Origin of the sequence: Saccharothrix mutabilis subsp. mutabilis (assembly GCF_039521145.1) — a bacterium.
Classification (GTDB): Bacteria; Actinomycetota; Actinomycetes; order Mycobacteriales; family Pseudonocardiaceae; genus Actinosynnema; species Actinosynnema mutabilis.
Map to the genome: position 1 here is coordinate 253,409 of NZ_BAAABU010000006.1, position 21,604 is coordinate 275,012.

At 72.1% G+C, this 21,604-nt stretch carries 21 protein-coding genes; 10 read left to right on the top strand and 11 right to left on the bottom strand.

The window, feature by feature from the left end; all coding sequences use genetic code 11:
- Positions 1–124 precede the first annotated feature (124 nt).
- Both ABD126_RS17245 and ABD126_RS17250 read left to right on the top strand, forming a co-directional pair.
- Positions 125–421, top strand: coding sequence for an ArsR/SmtB family transcription factor (locus ABD126_RS17245; RefSeq protein WP_343934869.1), 297 nt, complete (start codon positions 125–127; stop codon positions 419–421).
- Entirely contained in the window at positions 418–807 is a 390-nt protein-coding gene (locus tag ABD126_RS17250) for a VOC family protein (RefSeq protein WP_343934870.1), read from the top strand. The genes ABD126_RS17245 and ABD126_RS17250 overlap by 4 nt, the downstream gene beginning before the upstream one ends.
- Before the next feature lie 4 nt (positions 808–811).
- Here the strand turns inward: ABD126_RS17250 and ABD126_RS17255 are convergent, their stop codons facing one another.
- Positions 812–1,798 (bottom strand): LacI family DNA-binding transcriptional regulator, encoded by a 987-nt coding sequence (locus ABD126_RS17255; protein ID WP_343934871.1) that lies wholly within the window; start codon positions 1,796–1,798, stop codon positions 812–814.
- Positions 1,799–2,067: 269 nt separating this feature from the next.
- On the bottom strand, positions 2,068–2,304 hold the full coding sequence (locus ABD126_RS17260) for a hypothetical protein (protein WP_343934872.1): 237 nt from the start codon (positions 2,302–2,304) through the stop codon (positions 2,068–2,070).
- An 83-nt stretch (positions 2,305–2,387) separates the two neighbouring features.
- Here ABD126_RS17260 and ABD126_RS17265 point away from each other — a divergent pair, with 83 nt between their 5' ends.
- Together ABD126_RS17265 and ABD126_RS17270 are read left to right on the top strand one after the other, a co-directional pair.
- A complete protein-coding gene (locus tag ABD126_RS17265) occupies positions 2,388–2,927 on the top strand; it encodes an MOSC domain-containing protein (protein WP_343934873.1) in 540 nt (179 codons plus the stop codon).
- Positions 2,927–3,631 carry an SDR family NAD(P)-dependent oxidoreductase gene (locus tag ABD126_RS17270; RefSeq protein WP_343934874.1) on the top strand — a complete coding sequence of 235 codons (705 nt, stop codon included), beginning with the start codon at positions 2,927–2,929 and terminating at the stop codon, positions 3,629–3,631. The genes ABD126_RS17265 and ABD126_RS17270 overlap by 1 nt, the downstream gene beginning before the upstream one ends.
- Positions 3,632–3,635: 4 nt before the next feature.
- Here ABD126_RS17270 and pcaC read toward each other — a convergent pair whose 3' ends face one another.
- Genes pcaC through pcaH form a run of 5 tightly spaced genes read right to left on the bottom strand, consistent with a single transcriptional unit; the run spans position 3,636 to position 7,367 of the window.
- On the bottom strand, positions 3,636–3,989 hold the full coding sequence (gene pcaC, locus ABD126_RS17275; RefSeq protein ID WP_343934875.1) for a 4-carboxymuconolactone decarboxylase: 354 nt from the start codon (positions 3,987–3,989) through the stop codon (positions 3,636–3,638).
- Positions 3,986–4,744 carry a 3-oxoadipate enol-lactonase gene (gene pcaD / locus ABD126_RS17280; protein ID WP_343934876.1) on the bottom strand — a complete coding sequence of 253 codons (759 nt, stop codon included), beginning with the start codon at positions 4,742–4,744 and terminating at the stop codon, positions 3,986–3,988. The genes pcaC and pcaD overlap by 4 nt, the downstream gene beginning before the upstream one ends.
- Positions 4,741–6,081, bottom strand: a complete 1,341-nt coding sequence (pcaB, locus tag ABD126_RS17285; protein WP_343934877.1) for a 3-carboxy-cis,cis-muconate cycloisomerase — start codon at positions 6,079–6,081, stop codon at positions 4,741–4,743. The genes pcaD and pcaB overlap by 4 nt, the downstream gene beginning before the upstream one ends.
- On the bottom strand, positions 6,056–6,619 hold the full coding sequence (gene pcaG, locus ABD126_RS17290) for a protocatechuate 3,4-dioxygenase subunit alpha (protein WP_343934878.1): 564 nt from the start codon (positions 6,617–6,619) through the stop codon (positions 6,056–6,058). Before pcaG ends, pcaB begins: the two co-directional genes overlap by 26 nt.
- Positions 6,612–7,367, bottom strand: coding sequence for a protocatechuate 3,4-dioxygenase subunit beta (pcaH, locus tag ABD126_RS17295; protein ID WP_343934879.1), 756 nt, complete (start codon positions 7,365–7,367; stop codon positions 6,612–6,614). The genes pcaG and pcaH overlap by 8 nt, the downstream gene beginning before the upstream one ends.
- A gap of 167 nt (positions 7,368–7,534) precedes the next feature.
- On the opposite strand from pcaH, the gene ABD126_RS17300 reads away from it, so the two are divergent.
- The 3 genes from ABD126_RS17300 to ABD126_RS17310 all read left to right on the top strand — a co-directional run bounded on the left by ABD126_RS17300 (position 7,535) and on the right by ABD126_RS17310 (position 11,817).
- Positions 7,535–9,103: a DUF4331 domain-containing protein gene (locus tag ABD126_RS17300; protein WP_343934880.1), complete on the top strand. Its 1,569-nt coding sequence runs from the start codon at positions 7,535–7,537 to the stop codon at positions 9,101–9,103.
- Positions 9,104–9,181: 78 nt separating this feature from the next.
- The gene (locus tag ABD126_RS17305; protein WP_343934881.1) at positions 9,182–10,447 is read left to right on the top strand and encodes a tetratricopeptide repeat protein; all 1,266 of its coding nucleotides are present in this window, start codon (positions 9,182–9,184) and stop codon (positions 10,445–10,447) included.
- Positions 10,444–11,817: a nickel/cobalt transporter gene (locus ABD126_RS17310; RefSeq protein WP_343934882.1), complete on the top strand. Its 1,374-nt coding sequence runs from the start codon at positions 10,444–10,446 to the stop codon at positions 11,815–11,817. Before ABD126_RS17305 ends, ABD126_RS17310 begins: the two co-directional genes overlap by 4 nt.
- 147 nt (positions 11,818–11,964) lie before the next feature.
- Here ABD126_RS17310 and ABD126_RS17315 read toward each other — a convergent pair whose 3' ends face one another.
- Positions 11,965–16,398, bottom strand: a complete 4,434-nt coding sequence (locus ABD126_RS17315; protein WP_425542837.1) for a hybrid sensor histidine kinase/response regulator — start codon at positions 16,396–16,398, stop codon at positions 11,965–11,967.
- A 96-nt stretch (positions 16,399–16,494) separates the two neighbouring features.
- On the opposite strand from ABD126_RS17315, the gene ABD126_RS17320 reads away from it, so the two are divergent.
- Positions 16,495–17,883, top strand: a complete 1,389-nt coding sequence (locus tag ABD126_RS17320) for a PP2C family protein-serine/threonine phosphatase (protein WP_343934883.1) — start codon at positions 16,495–16,497, stop codon at positions 17,881–17,883.
- Here ABD126_RS17320 and ABD126_RS17325 read toward each other — a convergent pair whose 3' ends face one another.
- The gene (locus tag ABD126_RS17325) at positions 17,884–18,207 is read right to left on the bottom strand and encodes an STAS domain-containing protein (RefSeq protein WP_309112302.1); all 324 of its coding nucleotides are present in this window, start codon (positions 18,205–18,207) and stop codon (positions 17,884–17,886) included.
- Between the two features lie 137 nt (positions 18,208–18,344).
- Between ABD126_RS17325 and ABD126_RS17330 the strand changes: the two genes are divergently transcribed.
- Positions 18,345–18,728: an ATP-binding protein gene (locus ABD126_RS17330; RefSeq protein ID WP_343934884.1), complete on the top strand. Its 384-nt coding sequence runs from the start codon at positions 18,345–18,347 to the stop codon at positions 18,726–18,728.
- A gap of 264 nt (positions 18,729–18,992) precedes the next feature.
- Here ABD126_RS17330 and ABD126_RS17335 read toward each other — a convergent pair whose 3' ends face one another.
- The gene (locus ABD126_RS17335; protein ID WP_343934885.1) at positions 18,993–20,807 is read right to left on the bottom strand and encodes a trypsin-like serine protease; all 1,815 of its coding nucleotides are present in this window, start codon (positions 20,805–20,807) and stop codon (positions 18,993–18,995) included.
- Positions 20,808–20,972: 165 nt separating this feature from the next.
- On the opposite strand from ABD126_RS17335, the gene ABD126_RS17340 reads away from it, so the two are divergent.
- Positions 20,973–21,200, top strand: a complete 228-nt coding sequence (locus ABD126_RS17340) for a hypothetical protein (RefSeq protein WP_343934886.1) — start codon at positions 20,973–20,975, stop codon at positions 21,198–21,200.
- Positions 21,201–21,264: 64 nt separating this feature from the next.
- Here the strand turns inward: ABD126_RS17340 and ABD126_RS17345 are convergent, their stop codons facing one another.
- Positions 21,265–21,465: an antitoxin gene (locus tag ABD126_RS17345; protein ID WP_343934887.1), complete on the bottom strand. Its 201-nt coding sequence runs from the start codon at positions 21,463–21,465 to the stop codon at positions 21,265–21,267.
- Positions 21,466–21,604 lie beyond the last annotated feature (139 nt).

Sequence of the window (21,604 nt, forward strand, 5' to 3'; positions counted from 1 at the left end):
CTCCGAAGATTAGGCTAGCCTCACCTTTTGGTGCCGGTAAAGGCCACTTCGGAGCACCCCGAACGCCCGGTCAGCCCATCGGGCGCCTTGACAGGCAAGTGACGACTTGCCTATAACTGGACGCGTGGACGCTGACCCCGACCTGTTCAAGGCCATCGGCGACGCGACGCGACGCACCATCCTGGACGAGTTGACCGAACGCGACGGCCAGACGCTGTTCGAGCTGTGCGGTCGGTTGACCATGAGGCACGGGCTGGCCTCCTCGCGGCAGGCCATCTCGCAGCACCTCGCGGTCCTCGAACAGGCCGGGCTGGTGCACACCCGGCGCGAAGGCCGGTACAAGTTCCACCACATCGACACGAGCCCGCTGCGCGCGATCCTCCAGCGCTGGCCCGTCGACCGAGAGGACCCCAAGTCGTGATCCGCATCAACGTGACCAGCGTGTTCGTGGACGACCAGGCCAAGGCGCTGGACTTCTACACCGGCAAGCTCGGCTTCACCAAGAAGACCGACGTGCCCGCGGGCGAGTACCGCTGGCTCACCGTCGTCTCCCCCGCCGACCCCGACGGCGTCGAACTGCTCCTGGAGCCCAGCGCCCACCCGGCGGCGGACCCGTTCAAGAAGGCGCTGGTCGCCGACGGCATCCCGTTCACGTCGTTCGCGGTGGACGACGTCCACGCCGAGGTCGAGCGGCTCAAGGGGCTGGGCGTCCGGTTCACCCAGGAGGCGACCGACCTGGGCCCGGTCGTGACCGCCGTCCTGGACGACACGTGCGGCAACCTGATCCAGATCGCCGCGATGAAGTAGCGGGTCACGCCGAGCGGCGGGGCACCAGGGTCGTCGGCAGCACGGCGGGTTCGGCGGGCAGGGCGTTGCCGTCGAGCCGGGACAGCAGCAGGCGGGCCGCCGTGCCGCCCATCTCCCGCATCGGCTGGCGCACGGTCGTCAGCTCGGTGTGCGCGGCGACCGGTATGTCGTCGAAGCCCACCACCGCGACGTCCCCCGGCACGGTCCGCCCGGCCGCCTGCAACACCCGGATCACGCCCAGCGCGGACAGGTCGTTGTGGGCGAAGACGGCGTCGAACGGCAGTCCCGCGCCGAGCAGCTTCTCCGCCGCCACCGCGCCCCGGTCGGTGCTGAAGTCGCCCTCGACCACCAGGCGGGGGTCGACGTGGAGGTCCTCCTCGGCCAACGCGTCGAGGAACCCGTCGAGCCGTTCCTTGACGCACCCGAAGGTCAACGGCCCGGTGACCACCGCGAACCGCCGCCGCCCGGCCGCGACGAGGTGCCGCGCGGCGTCCCGCGCGCCTTCGCGGTTGGTGGTGGAGACGGAGGGGAACCCGGGCCGGCTGCCGCGGTCGTCGATCATGACGACCGGCAGCCCCTGGGTGTGCAGGGTCTCGATGTAGCTGAGGGTGTCCGGCGGTTCGATGACCAGGAGCCCGTCGAACGCCTTGGCCGAGACGTGGCTGGCGAACTGCGCGAGCGACTCGGCGCCGCGGTTGACCGTGTAGAGCAGCAGCCCGTACCCCTCGGCCTCGACCTCGTCCACCGCGCCCTGGACGACTTCGCTGGTCCACGGCCAGGTCAGCGAGGGGACGAGCATGCCGACGGTGCGGGCGCGGCCCCGGGCCAACCCGACGGCACGCGCGCTGGGCACGTACCCGACGTCGGCGATGACCTGCCGCACCCGCGCCGCCGTCGCCGCGTCGACGTCCGGTTTGCCGTTGAGCACGCGGGACACGGTCGCCTTGCTCACCTGGGCGCGTTGGGCGACTTCGGCGATCGTGACTCGCACAGGACACTCCCCACGACGGTGTGGAACCGGTACCGAAACCGGTTACGAGCACGCAGTCAACCGCGCGTGCCACGGAGCGTCAAGGGGCGTTCACACCGGCGGCCCACCGCCGAGCGGGCTAACGCCCGAGGTCGGCGGGTGCGGGCGGGAGGGCGGGTGTCGGGCTGGGTTTCGAAGCCGGCGGGCGTGGCCTCCGGCCCCCGGATCGATCGTCCCACGCGGCACCGACAAACCACGGCCCTGGCCGGTTGCGCGCGGCCGGCCGCGGGCTATGCCAGCAGGGCCCGGCCGGCCGGGGTGATCTCCGCGGGCACCCACGGACCGTCACCGCCCCGCTCGGCCGGGCGGACCAGTCCGGCGTGCGCCAACTGGCAGGCGATCACCTGGTCGCTGCACCACAGCCCGTCGACCCGGAGGTCGGGTTCGACACTGTGCGTCACTTCGGCGCGGCCCGCCGCGACGGCCCGCAGGACCGCTCGGGCTCGGTGGGTCAGTTCGTCGTCCATGATCTTTCACCGTCGTTCCACAACGCTTGCAACGGCTTTATCGCCGCGACCCCGCGAAGTCTTACCGGTTAGGGTCATCGATCATGGGGACAGTCGAAGCAGTCAGTCGTAGCGCGGAGTACACGTTCACCAAACCGAACCGGGACGCCATCCGCCTCGTGGCCGGCCTCGGCGTCGACGGCGACGTCCACGCGGGCGTGACCGTCAAGCACCGCTCGCGCGTCCGGCGTGACCCCACGCGACCCAACCTGCGCCAGGTCCACCTCATGCACGCCGAACTCCACGACGAACTCAACGCACTCGGCTTCGACGTCCGCGCCGGGGCGCTCGGCGAGAACGTCACCACCCGCGGCGTGGACCTGCTCGCCCTGCCCACCGGCACCCGCCTGCACCTGGGCGCGGACGCCGTCGTGGAGGTCACCGGGCTGCGCAACCCGTGCCCCCAGATCGACGCCTTCGCCGACGGGCTGCTCAAGCACGTCGTCGGCCGCGACGCCGAGGGCGGCGTCGTCCGCAGGGCGGGCATCATGTCGGTCGTCCTGGTCGGCGGCGAGGTCCGCCCCGGCGACCCGGTCCGCGTCGAACTCCCGGCCGCCCCGCACACCCCGCTCCAGCCGGTCTGATGGACCTCACCGGAACCTCCGTCCTGGTCACCGGCGCCAGTGGCGGCATCGGGGCGGGCATCGCGCGGCGGTTCGCCGAGGCCGGCGCGGCGGTCGTCCGGCACGCCTTCACCGCGGCCGGGGACTTCGTGCGCGCCGACCTGACCGACGAGAGCGCCTGTCACGACCTGGTCGCCGAGGCCGTCCGCCGCGTGGGCGGGCTCGACGCCGTGGTGAACTGCGCGGGCGTCCAACCCGACCAGGACCTCGACGGCATGACGGTCGCCGACTGGCGCGCGGTCGTGGACACCAACGTGCTCAGCGCCTTCGCCGTCACCCAGGCCGCCGCGCGGGTCATGCGCGAGACCGGCGGGTCGATCACGCACATCGCGTCCATCCAGGGCACCCAGGCCGCCGAGGGCCACGCGCACTACTGCGCCTCGAAAGCCGCGCTGATCATGCACGCCCGGTCCGCCGCGCTGGAGTACGGCCGGTTCGGCATCCGGGTCAACACCGTGTCGCCGGGGCTGGTCGACCGGCCGGGCCTCGCCGAGGCCTGGCCCGACGGGGTCGAGCGCTGGCGGGCCGCCGCGCCGCTGGGCCGGCTCGGCACGCCCGAGGACGTCGGCGACGCGTGCGTCTTCCTCGCCTCGCGGTCCGCCCGCTGGATCACCGGGCACGACCTCGTGGTGGACGGCGGCGTGAGCGCCCGCCCGACCTGGTGACCGCCTACTCCGCCAGGATCGGCTGGGCGATGGCGAAGGCGCGGTTGGCCGCCGGGACGCCCGCGTAGACGGCGACCTGGAGCAGGACCTCCTTGATCTCGTCGCGAGTCAGGCCGTTGCGCAGGGCCGCGCGGACGTGCATGGCCAGTTCCGCGTCGTGGCCGAGGGTGGCGAGCATGGCCAGGGTGACGCACGAGCGGGTGCGCCGGTCGAGGCCGGGTCGCGTCCAGACCTCGCCCCACGCGTAGCGGGTGATGAAGTCCTGGAAGTCGGCGGTGAACTCGTCGGTGCGCGCGATCGCCCGGTCCACGTGCTCGTCGCCGAGCACCTCGCGCCGCACCCGCATGCCGTCGGTCATCGCGCCGCCAGGTGGTCCAGGAGGATGCGGGTCACGTCGTCGGCCGCCTCCACGTTGGCCAGGTGCGCGGCCTCGACGGTGTGCAGCACCGCGCCCGGCACGGCGTCGGCGATCAGGCGCTGGTGCTCGGGCGGGGTCGCGACGTCGTGCTTGCCGGCGACCACCGCGGTCGGGGCTTCGATCGCGGGCAGTACCGAGCGGAGGTCCAGCGCGGCCAAGGCGTCGCAACAGGACGCGTATCCCTCGTCGTCCGCAGTGGACACCATGGTCTCGAACTTCCCCACCACGTCGGGGTTCGCGGCCACGAAGTCCGGTGTGAACCAGCGGCTCACGGCCTGGCGCGCGATGGACTCCGTGCCGGCGGCGCGCACCGCCGCCGCGCGGTCCTGCCAGGGCCGGGCGGACGCGAAGGCGGCTGTGGTGCAGCACAGGACCAGGCGGTCGATGCGTTCCGGGGCGTGGCCGGCCAGCCACATGCCGACCATCGCGCCCAGCGACACGCCGGCGTACGAGACGCGCGCCAGGCCCAGGGTGTCCAGCAGTTCCAGGACGTCGTCGGCCAGGTCGTCCAGGCGGTACGGGCCGGGCGCGGCCGGGGTGCCGCCGTGGCCGCGGTGGTCGTAGCGCAGGACGCGGAAATGCCGGACCAGAGCGGGGAGTTGGTCGTCCCACAGGGCGGTGGTGGTGCCCAGGGAGTTGCCCAGGACCAGCACCGGGGCGTCCGGCGGGCCGGTCAGGGTGTGGTGCGGCCTCATCGGCCCGCCCTCTCCCGGTGGGCGGCGAGCGCGCGGTCCACGAACTCGCCGGCGCTGCCGATGTAGCCCGCCGGGTCCAGGGCCTCGGCGACCTCCTCGGGGGACAGGTCGATGCGCAGGTCGGCCTCCAGCGCGGCGCGCAGGGACTTCCCCGACAGCACCGCCGACCGGCACACCTCGGCGACCAGGTCCTGGGCCTCCGCGCGGCCGATGCGGGCGGCCAGGCGGACCGCCACGTTCTCGGCCATCAGCAGACCGCCGGTCAGCTCCAGGTTGCGCCGCATGCGCTCCGGGTCCACGCGCAGCCGGGACAGCAGCTCCCGCATGCCCCGCACCGCGCCGCCGACCAGCCGCAGCAGCTCGGTGACGGTCTGCCACTCGCTGTGCCACGCGCCGACCGCCCGCTCGTGCTCCTGGGCCATCGCGGACAGCACGGTCGAGACCAGCGCGGGGACGCGGCGCGCGCACGCGTTGACCAGCACGGCCCGCACCGGGTTGTGCTTGTGCGGCATGGCCGACGACGTGCCGCCATCGGCCTCGGCGACCTCCGCGACCTCGGTCTGGGCGAGCAGCACGACGTCCTGCGCGACCTTGGCCAGCACGCCGGCCGCCACGCCCAGCGAACCCGCCAGTTCCGCGATCCGGGTCCGGTTGGTGTGCCACGGGATCAGCGGCGCGGCCAGGCCGAGCTGCGCGGCGAGCTGGTCGGTCAGGGACGGGTCGTTGACCGCGGCCAGGGTGCCCGCCGCGCCGCCGAACTGGACGGCCAGCCGCTGTTCGCGCACGCGGGTGAGGTCGTCCACGGCCTCGTCCACGGCCACCAGCCAGCCCGCGCACTTGAGGCCGAACGTGGTGGGCAGCGCGTGCTGGGCGAGCGTGCGGCCGGCGATGAGGGTGTCGCGGTGGCGCTGGGCGAGCCGCTCGCACTCCTTGGCGACGCCGCGCAGGCCGTCCAGGACCGGTCCCAGCGCGCGGAACGCGACCAGGGACAGGGCGGTGTCCAGGACGTCCTGGCTGGTCGCGCCGTTGTGCACGGCGGCCCTGCCCTCGGCGGTGACGTGCGCGCCGATCGCCCGGACCAGCGGGACGACCGGGGTGCCCGAGGTCAGCGCGCCCGCGCCGAGTTCGACCGGGTCGTAGTGGCCGACGTCGATCGCCGTCACCACCATCCGCGCCGCCTCCTCGGACACGAGCCCGGCGCGGGCCTGCACGATCGCCAGCGCGCGCTCGAAGTCGAGCATCGCTCGCAGCCACGCGCCGTCGCTGATCTCGGCCTCGACGGCCGGGTCGGTGAACAGCGGGCCGAACAGGTCAGACGTCGAAGAAGACGGTTTCATGCTCCCCTTGCAACCGGATGTCGAAGTGGTAGCCGAACGGGGTGGCGGCGGCGACGAGGGTCGCCCGCGCGGCCGGGTCGAGGGCGGTCAGGACCGGGTCGTGGGCGTTGGCCTCCTCGTCCGGGAAGTAGATCCGGGTGACCAGCCGCACCAGCACGCCCCGGCAGAACAGCGACACGTCGAGGTGGGGCGCCTCCCATCCCCCGTCACCGGTCGGCAGCGGGCCGGGCTTCACGGTGAGGACACCGTAGCGGCCGTCGGCGTCGGTCGCGCACCGGCCGAAGCCCCGGAAATCCTTCCACCGCACCGCGCCGCGCGGGTCGTCGGGGTGGTCGAAGCGCCCGTCCGGGTCGGCCTGCCAGGTCTCCACCACGGCGTCGGGGACGGGGTCGCCGCGGCCGTCCAGGACGCTGCCCTCGATCCGGAACGCGCCGGGCGTGCCGTCGGGGACGACGAACGGGCCGTCCTCCCAGGGCAGGCCGATGGCGAAGAACGGCCCGACGGTCTGCGCGGGCGTGGTGGTCAGCCGCTCAGTCATCGTCGCCCTCCTCCTCCAGCGGGGTGGGGGTCTTGCCGCGCAGCACGATGTCCCACTGGTACCCCAGCGCCCATTCCGGAACCGTCGTGTCCAGGTCGAACCGGGCCACCATCGCCGCCCGCGCCTTCGGGTCGCGCACCGAGTTGTAGATCGGGTCCTGGAAGAACAGCGGGTCGCCCGGGAAGTACATCTGCGTGACCAGCCGCTGCGTGAACGCCGTGCCGAACAGCGAGAAGTGGATGTGCGCCGGCCGCCAGGCGTTGTCGTGGTTGCGCCACGGGTACGCGCCCGGGTGGATCGTGGTGAAGCTGTAGCGGCCGTCGGCGTCGGTCAGGGTGCGGCCCACGCCGGTGAAGTTCGGGTCCAGCGGCGCGGGGTGGCGGTCGCCGTCGTGGCGGTAGCGGCCGGCGGCGTTGGCCTGCCACACCTCCAGCAGGGTGTTCGGGATCGGCCGGCCGTCGCCGTCCAGGACGCGGCCGGACACGATGATCCGCTGGCCCTGCGGCTCGCCCTCGTGACCGGCGGTGAGGTCGTTGTCGTGCGGGCCGACGCGGCCCTCGCCCAGCAGCGGGCCGGTGATCTCGCCCAGGCGGTGCGGGACGAGCACCAGCGGGCGGTTCGGGGCGCGCAGGGCGTTGGACCGGTAGTCCGGCCAGCGCACGGGCGGCTGGGAGGCCGGGTCCCTCCGGTACTGCGGCGTGGTCTGCGTCGGCACCGCGTGCTCCTGTCCGTGTCCACCGGTTTCCATGATCGACCGTAGGTTTCGCCGTCCGCACCGGTCAACGGACGCTTCCACTCACCGGAAGACCAACCCCTCAGTGGTGAACCGGGGGCGACCCCTACGTTCTGAACCGGAGCCGGCCGGTGCCCGAACAGTCAGGTGTCCGCACGATCGCCGAGGAAAGGGATCGAGCAATGTCCACACCGCTCACCAGGCGCCGAACCACGCGCGTGACCGCCGCGCTCGCCGCGGTCGGCGTCGCGGCCGGCCTGGCCGGCGCGCCGGGTCCGGCGGGCGCGTCGAGCCACCGGGAGGCGCCGCTGATCGCCGGCGACCCGGCGGTAGACAACACCGACGTCTACGCGTTCGTCAGCCCCGAACACCAGGACACCGTCACGCTGATCGCGAACTTCGCGCCGTTCCAGGAACCCAACGGGGGCCCGAACTTCTACCCGTTCGCCACCGACGCCCGTTACGACCTCAACGTCGACAACGACGGCGACGCGAAGGCCGACCTGACCTACCGGTTCACCTTCCAGACCGAGGACAAGCGCGGCAAGTCCACGTTCCTCTACAACAACGGGGTCGTCACCACGCTGGACGACGAGAACCTGCTGTTCCGCCAGTTCTACACGCTGGAGGTGGTCGACCAGCGCGGCAACGCCAAGAAGCTGGTGCAGCGCGGCAAGGTCGCGCCGTCCAACACCGGCCCGAAGTCCATGCCGGACTACGAGGCGCTGCGCGACCAGGCGATCACCGCCGTGCCCGGCGGGGCGCGGGCGTTCGTCGGGCAGGCCGACGACCCGTTCTTCCTGGACCTGCGGGTGTTCGACCTGCTCTACGGGGCGGACCTGTCCGAGGTCGGCCAGGACACGCTGCGCGGGTTCAACGCCAACACGATCGCCGTGCAGGTGCCCAAGAACTGGTTGGCGCTCAAGGGCGACGCCAAGCGCAACCCGGTGATCGGCGTGTGGAGCGACACCGAGCGCCGGTCGATGGAGATCAGCCCCGGCCGCGCGCGGGCGCACGGCGACTGGGTGCAGGTCTCGCGCCTGGGCAACCCGCTGGTCAACGAGGTCGTGGTCCCGGCGGCGCTGAAGGACACGTTCAACTCGCTCACGCCCGACCAGGACGCCAAGGTCAAGGAGCTGGTGGACCGGGTCACCGCCCCCGAGGTGCCGCAGCTGATCGAGCAGATCTACAAGATCCCCGCGCCCAAGGGCAAGCGGGACGACCTGGTCGAGATCTTCCTGACCGGCATCACCACCAAGCTCGGCGGCCCCATCAAGGCCGACCTGAACTCCCAGCTGGACAACGCCGACGTGAACCCGAAGCGGTTCGTGCCGTCCGAGCAGCTGCGGCTGAACATGGCGGTGCCGGTGTCCGGCGACCAGAACCGGCTGGGCGTGCTGGCCAAGGACAACCAGGGCTACCCCAACGGCCGGCGGCTGACCGACGACGTGGTGGACATCGGGTTGCAGGCGCTGGAGGGCGCGGCGGTCAACGGGGTCGTGGAGGGGCTCGCGGCCGGGGACAAGGTCGACGCCAACGAGAACGCGTTCGGCAAGCAGTTCCCGTACGTGGCGCTGCCGAACAACACCGCCGTCAACGCGGGCGGCGGCGAGGTCGCGATCAAGCCGACGGCGGGCGGGTCGATGCCGACCGCGCCGCTGTGGGGCGGGCTGCTCGCGGTCCTGCTGATCGGCGCGGGCTTCTGGGTCTTCCGCAACCGCGCCGGGCAGACCGCCTCCCCGACCGAGTAGCCCGCACGCCCGGCGGGGACGCACCTCCCCGCCGGGCTCTCCCCCGCCGCGCCCCGCAAGCCCCCCGGAGGTCTTCCCATGATCCGGCTCGTCGCCGTCACGGCCATCGTCGGCGGGATCGCGCTCCTGGTCACCGCCGTCTCCGCGCTGTCCACCCCGGACGCCGACCCGCCGCCCGCGCCGGCCGCCGTCGAGTCCGCCCTGCACCGCACCATCACCGCCGCCCGCGACAAGCTGCGCCGCACCCCGTCCGACGCGCGCACGTGGGCGACGCTCGGCACCTCCTACGTCGAACAGGCCCGCGTCACCGGCGACCCCGCCTACTACGCCAAGGCCCGGGGCGCGCTGGACGAGTCGCTCAAGCACCAGCCCGACAACGGCTGGGCCCTGCTCGGTCTCGGCGCGCTGGCCAACGCCCGCCACGACTTCACCACCGCCCGCGACCTCGCCCAGCGCGCGGCGGCCGTGCTGCCCGACACCGCCGAGGTCTACGGGGTGCTGGCCGACGCCCAGACCCAGCTCGGCGTCGAGGCGACCGCGACCGTGCAGCGGATGCTGGACCTGGAACCCGGCGTGCCGTCGTTCACCCGCGCCGCGTACGAGTTGGAGCAGCGGGGTGACGTCGACGGGGCGCGGGCGGCGTTGGAACGCGCGCTGGAGGCGGCCGTCGTGCCCGCCGAGGTGGCGTTCTGCCGGTACCACCTGGGTGAGCTGGCCTTCGACAACGGCCGGCTGGACGAGGCCGAGACCCACTACGAACAGGGCCTGCTGGTCGATCCACGCGACGTGGTGTTGTCCCAGGGCAAGGCGAAAGTCGCCGCCGCCCGCGGCCTGCTGGACGAAGCCCTCGGCACCTACCAAGACATCGTGACCCGCGCGCCGCTGCCGCAGTTGCTGCACGAGTACGCGGTGTTGTTGCGCCGGGCCGGACGCGGTGAGGAGGCGGTGCGGCAGCACGACGTGGTGGCGCGGCAGTTCGCGTTGCTGGCGGCGTCGGGCGGGTCGGACGACCTCGCGGCGTCCGTGGTCGCGGCGGACCGGGGTGACGCCGCGACGGCGTTGCGGTTGGCCGAGGCGGAGTGGGGACGGCGGCAGCACGTGCTGGTCGCCGACGCGCTGGCGTGGGCGTTGCACCTCAACGGCCGGGACGCCGAGGCGCTGGGGTTCGCCGAGAAGGCGGCGGGTTCGGGGTGGCGCAACGCGGTGTTCGCCTTCCACCGGGGCACGATCCTGGCCGCGCTGGGCCGTCCCGAGGCGGCGGACGTGCTGGAGGAGGCGTTGCGGATCAACCCGCACTTCCCCGACGCCGGCGCGGCGCGGGCGACCCTGGCGGGGCTGCGGTGAAGTGGTTGGCGGGACTGGCGGTGCTCCTGGGGCTGTTCGGAACGGCCGGCGCCGCGTCGGCCCACCCGCTGGGCAACTTCACGGTCAACCACTACCACGGGATCACGGTGTCACCTGATCGAGTGGTCCTGCGGGCCGTGGTGGACACCGCCGAGATCCCGACGCTCCAGGAACGCCCGTCCGAAGTGGACGGTTACGCGCCGCGCGAGTGCGCCGCGCTGGCGGCGGCGGTGGCCGTGGAGGTCGACGGGCGGGCCGTGGACACGGTCGTGCGGTCCAGCGCGGTCGAGTTCCCGGTCGGCGAGGCCGGGTTGCCGACGACGCGGCTGACGTGCGAGGTGGAGGCGGCGGCGTCCGGGGAGACCGTGGTGGTGCGGGACGGGTACCGGGCGGACCGCGTCGGGTGGCGCGAGATGACCGCCGTGGGCGACGGGGTGGCGCTGGTGGACCCGCCGGTGCCGGCGGTGAGCGTGAGCGGTGAGCTGAGGACGTACCCGGAAGACCTGCTCGCGGATCCGCCGGACGTCCGGTCGGTCACGCTGCACGTGCGCCCGGGCGACGGCGGGTCCGCCGCCGGCACTCCCCTGCCCGACGGCGGACCTTCCCTGCTGAGCCGGGCGACGGCGGCGCTCACGTCGGTGGTCGGCACCCGGGACCTGACACCGTGGGTGGGCCTGCTGGCGGTCCTGCTGTCCCTGGTGCTGGGCGCGTCCCACGCCGCCCTGCCGGGGCACGGGAAGACGGTGATCGCGGCTTACCTGGCCGGAAGGGAGGGGACACCCCGGGACGCGGTGGTGGTGGGGGCGACGGTCACGTTGACCCACACCGCCGGGGTGCTGGTGTTGGGGTTGGTGGTGAGTGTGGCCGGAGCCTTCGCCGGGGAGGCGGTGCTGCGGTGGCTGGGCGTGGTGAGCGGTCTACTAGTGGCCGGAATAGGCACAACCCTGCTCCGCGCGGCCCTGACCCGCCGACGCGCAGACCAAGAACTGGTCGGAACCGCCCACGGACACGGACATGGGCACGGCCACGCCCACGGACATGGGCACGGGCACGGCGGATTCCGACTCGGGCGCGGCGGGCTGGTAGGCATGGGGCTGGCCGGCGGCCTGGTACCGAGCCCATCCGCACTGGTAGTCCTACTAGGCGCGGCGGCGCTCGGACGCACCTGGTTCGGTGTCGTGCTAGTCCTGGGCTACGGCCTGGGCATGGCCGCAACCCTCACCACCGTAGGCCTCCTACTGGTCAAACTGCGCGACCGCCTGTCCACCGTCGAACGCCTACGCGACCGCTTCACCGCCCTACCCGCCCTCACCGCCGGCCTGGTGCTCATCGTCGGCACCGGCCTGGCAGTGCGCTCGCTACTCGGCTAACACCCGCCACGCTCCGCGCGGCTCCGCCGCGCAGCGGCGGCTGAGCTACCAGCCACAAGGGGCCTTCGTGTTCCCCCCACTGGCGGCCTCCCCAGCCGCTTTTAGCTTTTCGCTTTCAGCTTTTGACTTTTTGATCTTGAGAGCGCCTCAGTCCTGTTCCAACCCGAGGTAGAAAGCGATCAAGCGAAGCAGGTGTTCGGTGTCCACCGGCTTCGTCACGTAGTCCGTCGCACCCGAAGCCAGGGACTTCTCCCGATCCCCCTTCATAGCCTTGGCCGTCACCGCGATCACCGGCAGGTCCGCATACCTCGACATCGCGCGAATAGCCGCGATGGTCGCGTTCCCGTCCAACTCCGGCATCATGATGTCCATCAGCACCAACGACACGTCGTCGTACTGCTCCAACGCCCGCACGCCCGTGATTCCGTTGTCCGCGTAGATCACCTCCAGGCCGTGCAGCTCCAGCACGCTGGTCAACGCGAAGACGTTGCGCAGGTCGTCGTCGACGATCAGCACCTTCTCGCCGTGGAACCGCATGGGCGCGGGAGGCAGGTCGTCGGGGGCGGCGGCGAGCGGGGTCGCTTCCTCGATCGGGGACAGGAGTTCGGGCAGTTCCGGTTCCGCCGGAGCGGGGACCAGGCTGTGGTCGCCCAACGGCAGGTACAGCGTGAACGTCGAACCCACACCGGGCTCGCTGCGGACGTCCAGGCGACCCTCCAGCAACGCCGCCAGCTCGCGGCTGATCGACAGGCCCAGGCCCGTGCCGCCGTACTTGCGCGAGGTCGTGCCGTCGGCCTGTTGGAACGCCTCGAAGATGACCGACAGCTTGTCCGCCGGGATGCCGATGCCGGTGTCCTGCACGTCGAACGCGACGGCGCCCTCGGCCAGCCGGATGCGCAGGCGGATCGCCCCGTCGTGGGTGAACTTCACCGCGTTGGACAGCAGGTTCCGCAGGATCTGCTGCAACCGGTGCTCGTCGGTGTGCAGCGTGGACGGCACGTCCTGCTCCACGGTGACCTCGAAGTCCAGGTTCTTCTCCGCCGCCAGCGGCAGGGTCAGCGCCTCCACGTAGTTCACCACGTCCGACACCCGCACCGGGTCGGTCTGCACCTGCATGTGCCCGGACTCGACCTTGGTCAGGTCCAGGATGTCGTCGATGAGCTGCAACAGGTCCGTGCCCGCCGAGTGGATCGTCTTCGCGAACTCCACCTGCTTCGGGTTCAGGTTGCCGTCGAGGTTGTCGGCCAGCAGCTTCGCCAGGATCAGCAGCGAGTTCAACGGCGTGCGCAGCTCGTGCGACATGTTCGCCATGAACTCCGACTTGTACTTCGACGCCGACGACAGCTGCCGCGCCCGCGCCTCCAGCTCCACCGAGCCCGCCCGCAGCTCCTCGGTCAGGCGCTGCGACTCGGCCAGCAGGCTGTCCGTGCGGGCGTTGGCCAGCATCGTGTTGACGTTGACGCCGATGTTCTCCTTCAGCTGGTCCAGCAGGTCCAGGTGGACCTCGGTGAACTCGCTGAACGACCCCAGCTCGATCACGCCCAGCGTCTCGCCCTGGAACACCACCGGCAGGATCACCAGGTTCAACGGCGGCGCGGAGCCCAGGCCCGAGCCGATCTCCAGGTAGCCCGGCGGCACGTCGCGCACCAGCACGGTCTTCTTCTCCACCGCGACCTGGCCGATCAACGACTCGCCGCGGGCGAAGCGGGTCGGTCGGCCGCCGCGCGGCTGGTAGGCGTAGGTGGCGGTCAGCTCGACCGCGTCGGACTCGCCGTCCACCAGGAAGAACGCGCCGTGCTGGGCGGAGACCAGCGGGGCCAGCTCGCTGATCACCAGCGACGCCATGGCGTGCAGGTCGCGGTGGCCCTGCATCATGCCCGAGAGCCGCGCCAGGTTGGTCTTGAGCCAGTCCTGCTCCTGGTTGGCGCGGGTCGTCTCGCGCAGGTTGCTGATCATCCGGTTGACGTTGTCCTTGAGGTCGGCGACCTCGCCGGAGGCGTCCACGGTGATCTGGCGGCTCAGGTCGCCCGCGGTCACGGCGGTGGCCACGACCGCGATGGCGCGCACCTGCCGGGTGAGGTTCCCGGCCAGCTCGTTGACGTTCTCGGTCAGCCGCTTCCACGTGCCGGACACGCCCTCGACCTCGGCCTGGCCGCCGAGCTTGCCCTCGGTGCCGACCTCCCGCGCGACGCGGGTGACCTCGTCGGCGAAGCTCGACAACTGGTCCACCATCGTGTTGATCGTGGTCTTGAGCTCCAGGATCTCGCCGCGGGCGTCCACGTCGATCTTCTTGGACAGGTCGCCGCGCGCCACCGCCGTCGTCACCTGGGCGATGTTGCGCACCTGGTTGGTCAGGTTGTTCGCCATGAAGTTGACGTTGTCGGTGAGGTCCTTCCAGGTGCCGGCCACGTTCGGGACGCGGGCCTGGCCGCCCAGGATGCCCTCGGTGCCGACCTCGCGGGACACGCGGGTGACCTCGTCGGCGAACGCGCGCAGCGTGTCCACCATGCCGTTGATCGTGTCGGCCAGGGCCGCGATCTCGCCCTTGGCCTCGACGGTGATCTTCTTGGACAGGTCGCCGCCCGCGACCGCCGCCGCCACGGCCGCGATGCTGCGCACCTGGGTGGTCAGGTTGTCGGCCATGACGTTGACGTTGTCGGTCAGGTCCTTCCACGTGCCCGCCACGCCCGGCACGCGCGCCTGGCCGCCGAGCCGGCCGTCGGTGCCGACCTCGCGCGCCACGCGCGTCACCTCGTCGGCGAAGCCGGAGAGCTGGTCGACCATGGTGTTGATGGTCGACTTGAGTTCGAGGATCTCGCCGCGCGCGTCGACGGTGATCTTCTGCGACAGGTCGCCGCCCGCGACGGCCGTGGTCACCTGGGCGATGTTGCGGACCTGGGCGGTGAGGTTGTTCGCCATGAAGTTCACCGAGTCGGTCAGGTCCCGCCACGTGCCCGCCACACCCGGCACCTGCGCCTGACCACCCAACCGGCCGTCCGTGCCGACCTCGCGCGCCACACGCGTCACCTCGTCGGCGAACGACGACAACTGGTCCACCATCGTGTTGACGGTGTCCTTCAGCTCCAGGATCTCGCCGCGCGCGTTGACGGTGATCTTCTGGGACAGGTCGCCGCGCGCCACCGCGGTCGCGACCTGGGCGATGTTGCGGACCTGGGCGGTCAGGTTGCCGGCCATGAAGTTCACCGAGTCGGTCAGGTCCCGCCACGTACCGGCGACCCCGGGCACCTGCGCCTGACCACCCAACCGGCCGTCGCTGCCCACCTCGCGCGCCACCCGGGTCACCTCGGCCGCGAACGACGACAGCTGGTCCACCATCGTGTTGATCGTGGTCTTGAGCTGGAGGATCTCGCCGCGCGCGTCCACGTCGATCTTCTGCGACAGGTCGCCCTGCGCGACCGCCGTGGTGACCTGGGCGATGTTGCGGACCTGGCTGGTCAGGTTGCCCGCCATGAAGTTCACCGAGTCGGTCAGGTCCCGCCACGTGCCCGCCACGCCCGGCACCTGCGCCTGACCACCCAGCCGGCCGTCCGTGCCGACCTCGCGCGCCACGCGCGTGACCTCGTCGGCGAACGACGACAGCTGGTCCACCATCGTGTTGATGGTGTCCTTGAGTTCGAGGATCTCGCCGCGCGCGTCCACGGTGATCTTCTGCGACAGGTCGCCCTGCGCGACGGCGGTGGCGACCTGGGCGATGTTGCGGACCTGGCTGGTCAGGTTGTTCGCCATGAAGTTGACGTTGTCGGTGAGGTCGCGCCACGTGCCGCCGACGCCGGGGACCTGCGCCTGACCGCCCAGCCGGCCGTCCGTGCCGACCTCGCGCGCCACGCGCGTCACCTCGTCGGCGAAGCTCGACAACTGGTCCACCATCGTGTTGACGGTGTCCTTCAGCTCCAGCATCTCGCCCGCGACCGTGACGGTGATCTTCTGCGACAGGTCACCCTGCGCCACCGCCGTCGCCACCTGGGCGATGTCGCGGACCTGCGCGGTGAGGTTGTCGGACATGAAGTTGACCGAGTCGGTCAGGTCGCGCCACGTGCCCGCCACGCCCGGCACGTTCGCCTTGCCGCCCAGCCGGCCCTCGGTGCCGACCTCGCGCGCCACGCGGGTGACCTCGCCCGCGAACGTCCGCAGCGTCGCGGTCATCGAGTTGAAGCTCTCCACCAGCGTCGCGACGTCGCCGCGCGCGGTGACGGTGATCTCCTGGGACAGGTCGCCCTCGGCCACGGCCGCCAGCACCCGGCTCAGCTCGGCGGTCGGGCGCGTCAGGTCGTCGATCAGGCCGTTGACCGCGTCGGAGGCCATCGCCCACCCCTGCGGGCCGGCCCCGGGCGCGAGGCGCTCGCTCAGCCGCCCCTCCTGGCCCACCGCCTGGCGCACCCGCACCAGCTCGCCGACCAGCCACTGGTTGCGCTCGGCGATCTCGTTGAACACCTCGGCCAGCTCGCTCGCCGGGCCGTCGGGCACCACGAGCCGGCGCCGGAAGTTGCCGTCCCGCATCTCCCGCATCGCGGACAGCAGGCGGGCCAGGGTCACGTCCGTGTCGTCCTGGGCGGTCGTCACGTGGGCCTCCAACGTCTGCGGATGTGCGCCAAGCCTGCCACTGTTGAACGCGGCGTGTCCGCTAGGTTGGGCACGACCCGACACACAGGAGCCGCGATGGCCCAAGGCTACCGGCAGGGCGCCGACTCGGGCCTCGACCCGGTCGCGTGGCGCCGGCTCGTCGACGGCTTCCACGAGGCCGTGGTGGTGTGCGACCCGGAAGGGGTCGTGCGCCTGGCCAACCCGCTCGCCGCCGTGCTGTTCCCCGAGGCCAGGCCCGGTGCGCCGGCGACGCCGCACGGCCGTGCCCAGGACCTGGGCGGCGGCTGGACCGCGTGGTACCGGGGTGTCGAGGACTTCCTGGAACGCGCGTCGCAGCGGCTCGCGGTGCTGACCGACCGCGAGGAGACGTTGCGGACCGTGGTCGAACTCGCGCCGTCGGACCACCCGGTCGTGGTGGTGCCGGGTGCGCGCGGTCGGCTGGAGTGGTGGCGGCGCGACGGGTCCGGCGTGGCTGTGGCGCGCACCACTCGGCAGGTCGCGGGCACGGTGCCGGGGCTGGTGGACGTGCTCGACGGGTCCGCGGCGCACGCCGAGATCACCCAACCGGGCGCGGCTCCGTGGGGCCGGCCGGCCGGCGGCGGGGTCGCGGTGTCGTTCCACGGGCACGGGGCGCTGGTCAGCTTCGGCGCGGCGCGGGACCTGGACTTGCTGACCCGGTTCGCCGAGCGCGCGTCGGCGGCGCTGGACGCCAGTACGCGGTTCAGCGAGCAGGAGAAGACCGTGGAGGCGCTGCGGGCGGACCTCCTGCCGCGCCCGCTACCCACGCTCGCAGGCGCGCGGCTGGCGCGGGTCTACGAACCCGCGCACCGGCGCAACCTGGTCGGCGGCGACTTCTACGACGTGCACCCGCGCGAGGACGGCAGCGCCGCGTTCGTGCTGGGCGACGTGGCGGGCAACGGGCTGGAGGCGGCCGTGCACTCCGGGCGGGTGCGGCAGTCGCTGCACACCCTGCTCCTGGTCGAGCAGCGGCCCGCGCAGCTGTTGCACCTGCTCAACTCGGCGCTGCGGGCGGCGGGCAGCCGGCTGTTCACGACGCTGGTGGTCGGCAACCTGGTGCCGGTGCAGGCCGGTGGCCTGCGGGTGACGCTGGCAGCCGGCGGGCACCCCGCGCCGCTGGTGCTGCGGTCCGGCGGGCGCGTGGACGAGGTCGCGGTGCACGGCGGGATCGTCGGCGTGCTGCCCGAGGTGAAGTTCCAGCAGACGACGGTGGCGCTGGCGCCGGGCGAGACGCTGTTGATCTACAGCGACGGCGTGACCGAGGCGCGGGCCCACGGCGACCGGGAGGACCTGTTCGGCGACGTCCGGCTCAAGGCGGCGCTGGCCGAGTGCGTGGGGCTGCCAGCGCCCGCGGTGGCCGAGCACGTGCGGCGGGTCGTGTTCGACTGGCTGGGCGCCGCCGAGCACGACGACCTGACCATGCTCGTCGTGCAGGCGGAGGACTGATCAGTGGGTGGCTTCGTCGACCGTGTCGTGGATGTGCATGACCTCGGTCAGCTCGGTGAGCCGGAACAGCTTGTGCACCGACGGTTGCAGCGAGGCCATCCGGAACTGCCCGCCCGCTGTGTCCAGGCGGCGGTGCCAGTCGAGCATCAGGGACAGGCCGGTCGTGTCCATGAACGGCACGCCGGTCAGGTCCACCACCACCCGCTGCCCCGGAGTCTCTTCGAGGTGGTCGGAGAGCACGGGCACGGTGTCCGCGTCCAGCTCGCCCGTCACCGCGACGACCGTCCAGCCGCCGCGCACCTCACTGCGCACCTGCAAGTCCATCGCGTCCGCGCCTTCCCGCACGACGGGTGCCGTGCCGCTACAGATCGTGCAGCACGCGGCTCACCGACGCGACCACTGGGTGGTCGATGGGGCGAATGTGCGACGATGCGGTAACGGCCGATCAAGGGGAGCGGATTGTGCGCAACGAGCCAGCGACGCCGGTGGCCGTGACGCTGCCCGCGACCGCCGGCGCGTCCGCGCAGGCCCGCCGCATCGTCGGCGAGGCGGTGGCGGCGTGGGGCGTGGCGCCCGACGTGGCCGAGGACGCGGCGCTGGTGGTCACGGAGATGGTGTCGAACGCGGTGGACCACGCCGCGGGACCAGTCGAGCTGAGCGTCAGCAGGACCCAGGCGGGAGTGCGGATCGAGGTCTCCGACTCGTCCCCGACCCGACCGACCCCGAGACCGATCGAGGTCGACTCGGCCCGCGGCCGAGGCCTGATCATCATCGCCGCCCTGAGCCGCGAGTGGGGCACCACGCCGACGGCGACGGGCAAGACGGTGTGGGCGGAACTGGCCTGAGCGCTGGTCGAGCCGACGACGAACCCCAGCGGCACGAATGGGCGCGGATGGCGCGGGCAGGCCGCAGGTGGCGCGGGCAGGCCGCGGGTGACGCGGGCAGGCCACAGGTGGCGCGGGCAGGGCGCGGAGGGAACAGCGCGAGCAAGCGGGCTTCCGGAGTGCGGCCCGGCGAGGCGTTGCGCGGTGGCGCCCGGTCGTTGTGGCGGATCTCTCACTTCAACGGCAACGGTCCCCGGCCGAAGGGGTGGCCGGGGACCGTCGGGGTCACGCCACCTTCATGCCCTGCACGCCCCACGGCGTGACGGTCAGGGTGTAGGTGGTCGTGCCGGTCTTGCCGTCGGACGACGTCGCCTTGATGGTCACCTGGTAGGTGCCCGGCGGCGTCTGGAAGCTCGTGCTCAGCAACACGCTGCTCGTCCCGCCCTGCGCCACCGTGGTCGGGTTGAACTGGACCTGCGTGCCGGCCGGGTTGCCCGACGCCGACAGCGCGAGGCTGCCCGTCCCGCCCGACGCCGTCACCGAGAACTGCGCGAAGAAGCCCTGCTGCACCGTGCCCGACGACGGGTTCGCGGTCACCTTCACGTCACCCACCGGCGGCGTGCCGCTCTCCACCGTCAGCGACAGCGTGGTGGAGGCCGTCTTGCCCCCGGCGGAAGTGCCGGTCACGGTCACCGAGTACGTCCCGGCCGGAGTGGTCGACGCCGCCTCAACGGTCAACTTCGCGTTCGAACCGGTCGCCAGCGAAGTCGGCTGGAACACCGCCTTCGCACCCGACGGCAGACCCGAAGCGGACAGGGTGACCTGCTCCGAACCACCCGAACCAGCCACCGAAGTCACCGTCGTGGAGGCGTACTTGCCCGCCGCCACCTTCACCGACGCCGGGGACAGGCCCAGCGTGAAGTCACCCGGGACCTGGTCGCCCTCGACCGTCAGCGACAGCGTGGCGGTAGCCGTCTTGCCCCCGGCCGAAGTGCCGGTCACGGTCACCGAGTACGTCCCGGCCGGAGTGGTCGACGCCGCCTCCACCGTCAACTTCGCGTTCGAACCGGTCGCCAGCGAAGTCGGCTGGAACACCGCCTTCGCACCCGACGGCAGACCCGACGCCGACAACGTCACCTGCTCCGAACCACCCGAACCAGCCACCGAAGTCACCGTCGCGGAGGCGTACTTGCCCGCCGCCACCTTCAGCGAAGCCGGCGTCACGCCCAGCGTGAAGTCGGACTGCGGCGCGCCGACCTCCTGCTTGACCCAGTCGCCCATCTCGTTGGTCAGCCGCCCGTACACGCTGTACCACTTGAAGTCGCTGCGGCTCCACGACGCGACACCGACGATCTTGCCGTCCACCACCAACGGCCCGCCGCTGTCACCGGGCAGGATGGTCACCCGGCCGTCCGAGTACCCCGCGCAGATCATGGTCGCCGACTTGAAGCCCGCGCCCACGCCCTGGCACTGCGTGTCGCCGTTGACGATCGGCAGGGTCGCCTTGTCCAGCGTCACGTCGCGCGAGGTGTCGTCGAAGTCCTTCTTGCCGTACCCGAAGCCCTGGCCGCTCTTGCCCGCCACGGCCAGGCCCGAGTCCGCCGACGTGGCGAACTTCGCGTACTGGCCGCCGCGCACGGGGATGTCGTCGGCGACCGTCACGACCGCCACGTCGTAGCCCTGGTCGAAGTTCACGTACTTCGGGTGCTTCTTGTACTCCACGACCTTCGTGCGGAAGCCGCCGGGCGCGTTGAGGTCGTCCAGGCCGTACAGGAAGCTCTTCTCGCCGGCGGCGTCGGCGCAGTGCGCCGCGGTGAGGATCTTGCGGGGCGCGACGACCGAGCCGGTGCAGGACTGGCCCTGCGGACGGCTGCCGCCCTCGCGCAGGCCCGCGATGATCGCGGGGAACTCGTCGACCGTGGCGTCCTGGCCGTTGTAGAACAACGTGCCTGCGTCCGATCGGGTGGGAACCGTGTCGCCCTCGAAGTTGGCGGCGGGCGCGTTCCCCGGTGCGGCGGAGGCTCCCGCCAGGGGCAGCAGCGGTAGCAGGAGGGCCGCCGCGACGAGGGGCGCGAGGCCCCCGGGACGTGGTCGTTTCACTGTGCTTCCCTTCCAGGCGAAGAGCCACCCCAGCAGGGGTCGGGGCGGCACGCCCACTGTCGGGGGACGCCCGGTCGGGAACAATCAGGGACGTGATCCGTAGGGGTACGGCACTTATTCGCGGGTACTCCCCTGGTGGACGCAGTCGGTTCGGAAGGAGGACAGGTGTCCACCACCCAGGAGACCGGCCAGGTGACCGGTACCAAGGACAAGGACTACAACATCATCTGGTTCGTGGAGGCGTGCCTGAGCAACGCCCTGCGGCTGGAGACCTACATCGCCGACGCCGAGCGCGCCGGTGACAGCGAGTTGGCGGAGTTCTTCCGCCGGGCGCAGGGCGAGAGCCGCAAGGGCGCCGAGCAGGGCAAGGCGCTGCTGGCCGCCCGGCTCTGAAGCTCCGCGACGGCAGACGAACGGGGCCGCCCCGCGCGGGACGGCCCCGTTCGTCGTGCGCGGGCTACGGCTGCTCGCCGAAGTTGCGCAGGCCCTCCTTGGCCTTCTCGGTGCCCTGCTGGATCCGCTCGGAGTGCTGCCCGCCGGTCTTGTCGTCCACGAGCCCGCCGGCCTTGTCGATCCCCTGCTCGGCCTTGTCGCCGTGTTGCCCCAGCGCGTCCTTGGCCTTTTCCTTCAGCTCGTCGAACTTGTCGCCGATGCCCATCGTCGAACACCTTCCTGACGCTGACGCTTGCCGGGTGTCCGGCGTGGACACCCGGAGCGGGGTTACCCGGCCCGGACCGGACCCGCTCCCGGATCCACCCCATCGAGGGATGCGCGCCGGGGTGGCCAGGCACTAGACC

What these genes read in the sequence shown, in the direction of transcription:
- ABD126_RS17305 (WP_343934881.1), top strand. Translation starts at nt 9,182, where the DNA reads ATGATCCGGCTCGTCGCCGTCACGGCCATCGTCGGCGGGATCGCGCTC.
- ABD126_RS17300 (WP_343934880.1), top strand. Translation starts at nt 7,535, where the DNA reads ATGTCCACACCGCTCACCAGGCGCCGAACCACGCGCGTGACCGCCGCG.
- ABD126_RS17265 (WP_343934873.1), top strand. Translation starts at nt 2,388, where the DNA reads ATGGGGACAGTCGAAGCAGTCAGTCGTAGCGCGGAGTACACGTTCACC.
- pcaH (WP_343934879.1), bottom strand. Translation starts at nt 7,367, where the DNA reads ATGGAAACCGGTGGACACGGACAGGAGCACGCGGTGCCGACGCAGACC.
- ABD126_RS17345 (WP_343934887.1), bottom strand. Translation starts at nt 21,465, where the DNA reads ATGGGCATCGGCGACAAGTTCGACGAGCTGAAGGAAAAGGCCAAGGAC.
- ABD126_RS17320 (WP_343934883.1), top strand. Translation starts at nt 16,495, where the DNA reads ATGGCCCAAGGCTACCGGCAGGGCGCCGACTCGGGCCTCGACCCGGTC.
- pcaB (WP_343934877.1), bottom strand. Translation starts at nt 6,081, where the DNA reads ATGAAACCGTCTTCTTCGACGTCTGACCTGTTCGGCCCGCTGTTCACC.
- pcaG (WP_343934878.1), bottom strand. Translation starts at nt 6,619, where the DNA reads ATGACTGAGCGGCTGACCACCACGCCCGCGCAGACCGTCGGGCCGTTC.
- pcaD (WP_343934876.1), bottom strand. Translation starts at nt 4,744, where the DNA reads ATGAGGCCGCACCACACCCTGACCGGCCCGCCGGACGCCCCGGTGCTG.
- ABD126_RS17270 (WP_343934874.1), top strand. Translation starts at nt 2,927, where the DNA reads ATGGACCTCACCGGAACCTCCGTCCTGGTCACCGGCGCCAGTGGCGGC.
- ABD126_RS17325 (WP_309112302.1), bottom strand. Translation starts at nt 18,207, where the DNA reads ATGGACTTGCAGGTGCGCAGTGAGGTGCGCGGCGGCTGGACGGTCGTC.
- ABD126_RS17260 (WP_343934872.1), bottom strand. Translation starts at nt 2,304, where the DNA reads ATGGACGACGAACTGACCCACCGAGCCCGAGCGGTCCTGCGGGCCGTC.
- pcaC (WP_343934875.1), bottom strand. Translation starts at nt 3,989, where the DNA reads ATGACCGACGGCATGCGGGTGCGGCGCGAGGTGCTCGGCGACGAGCAC.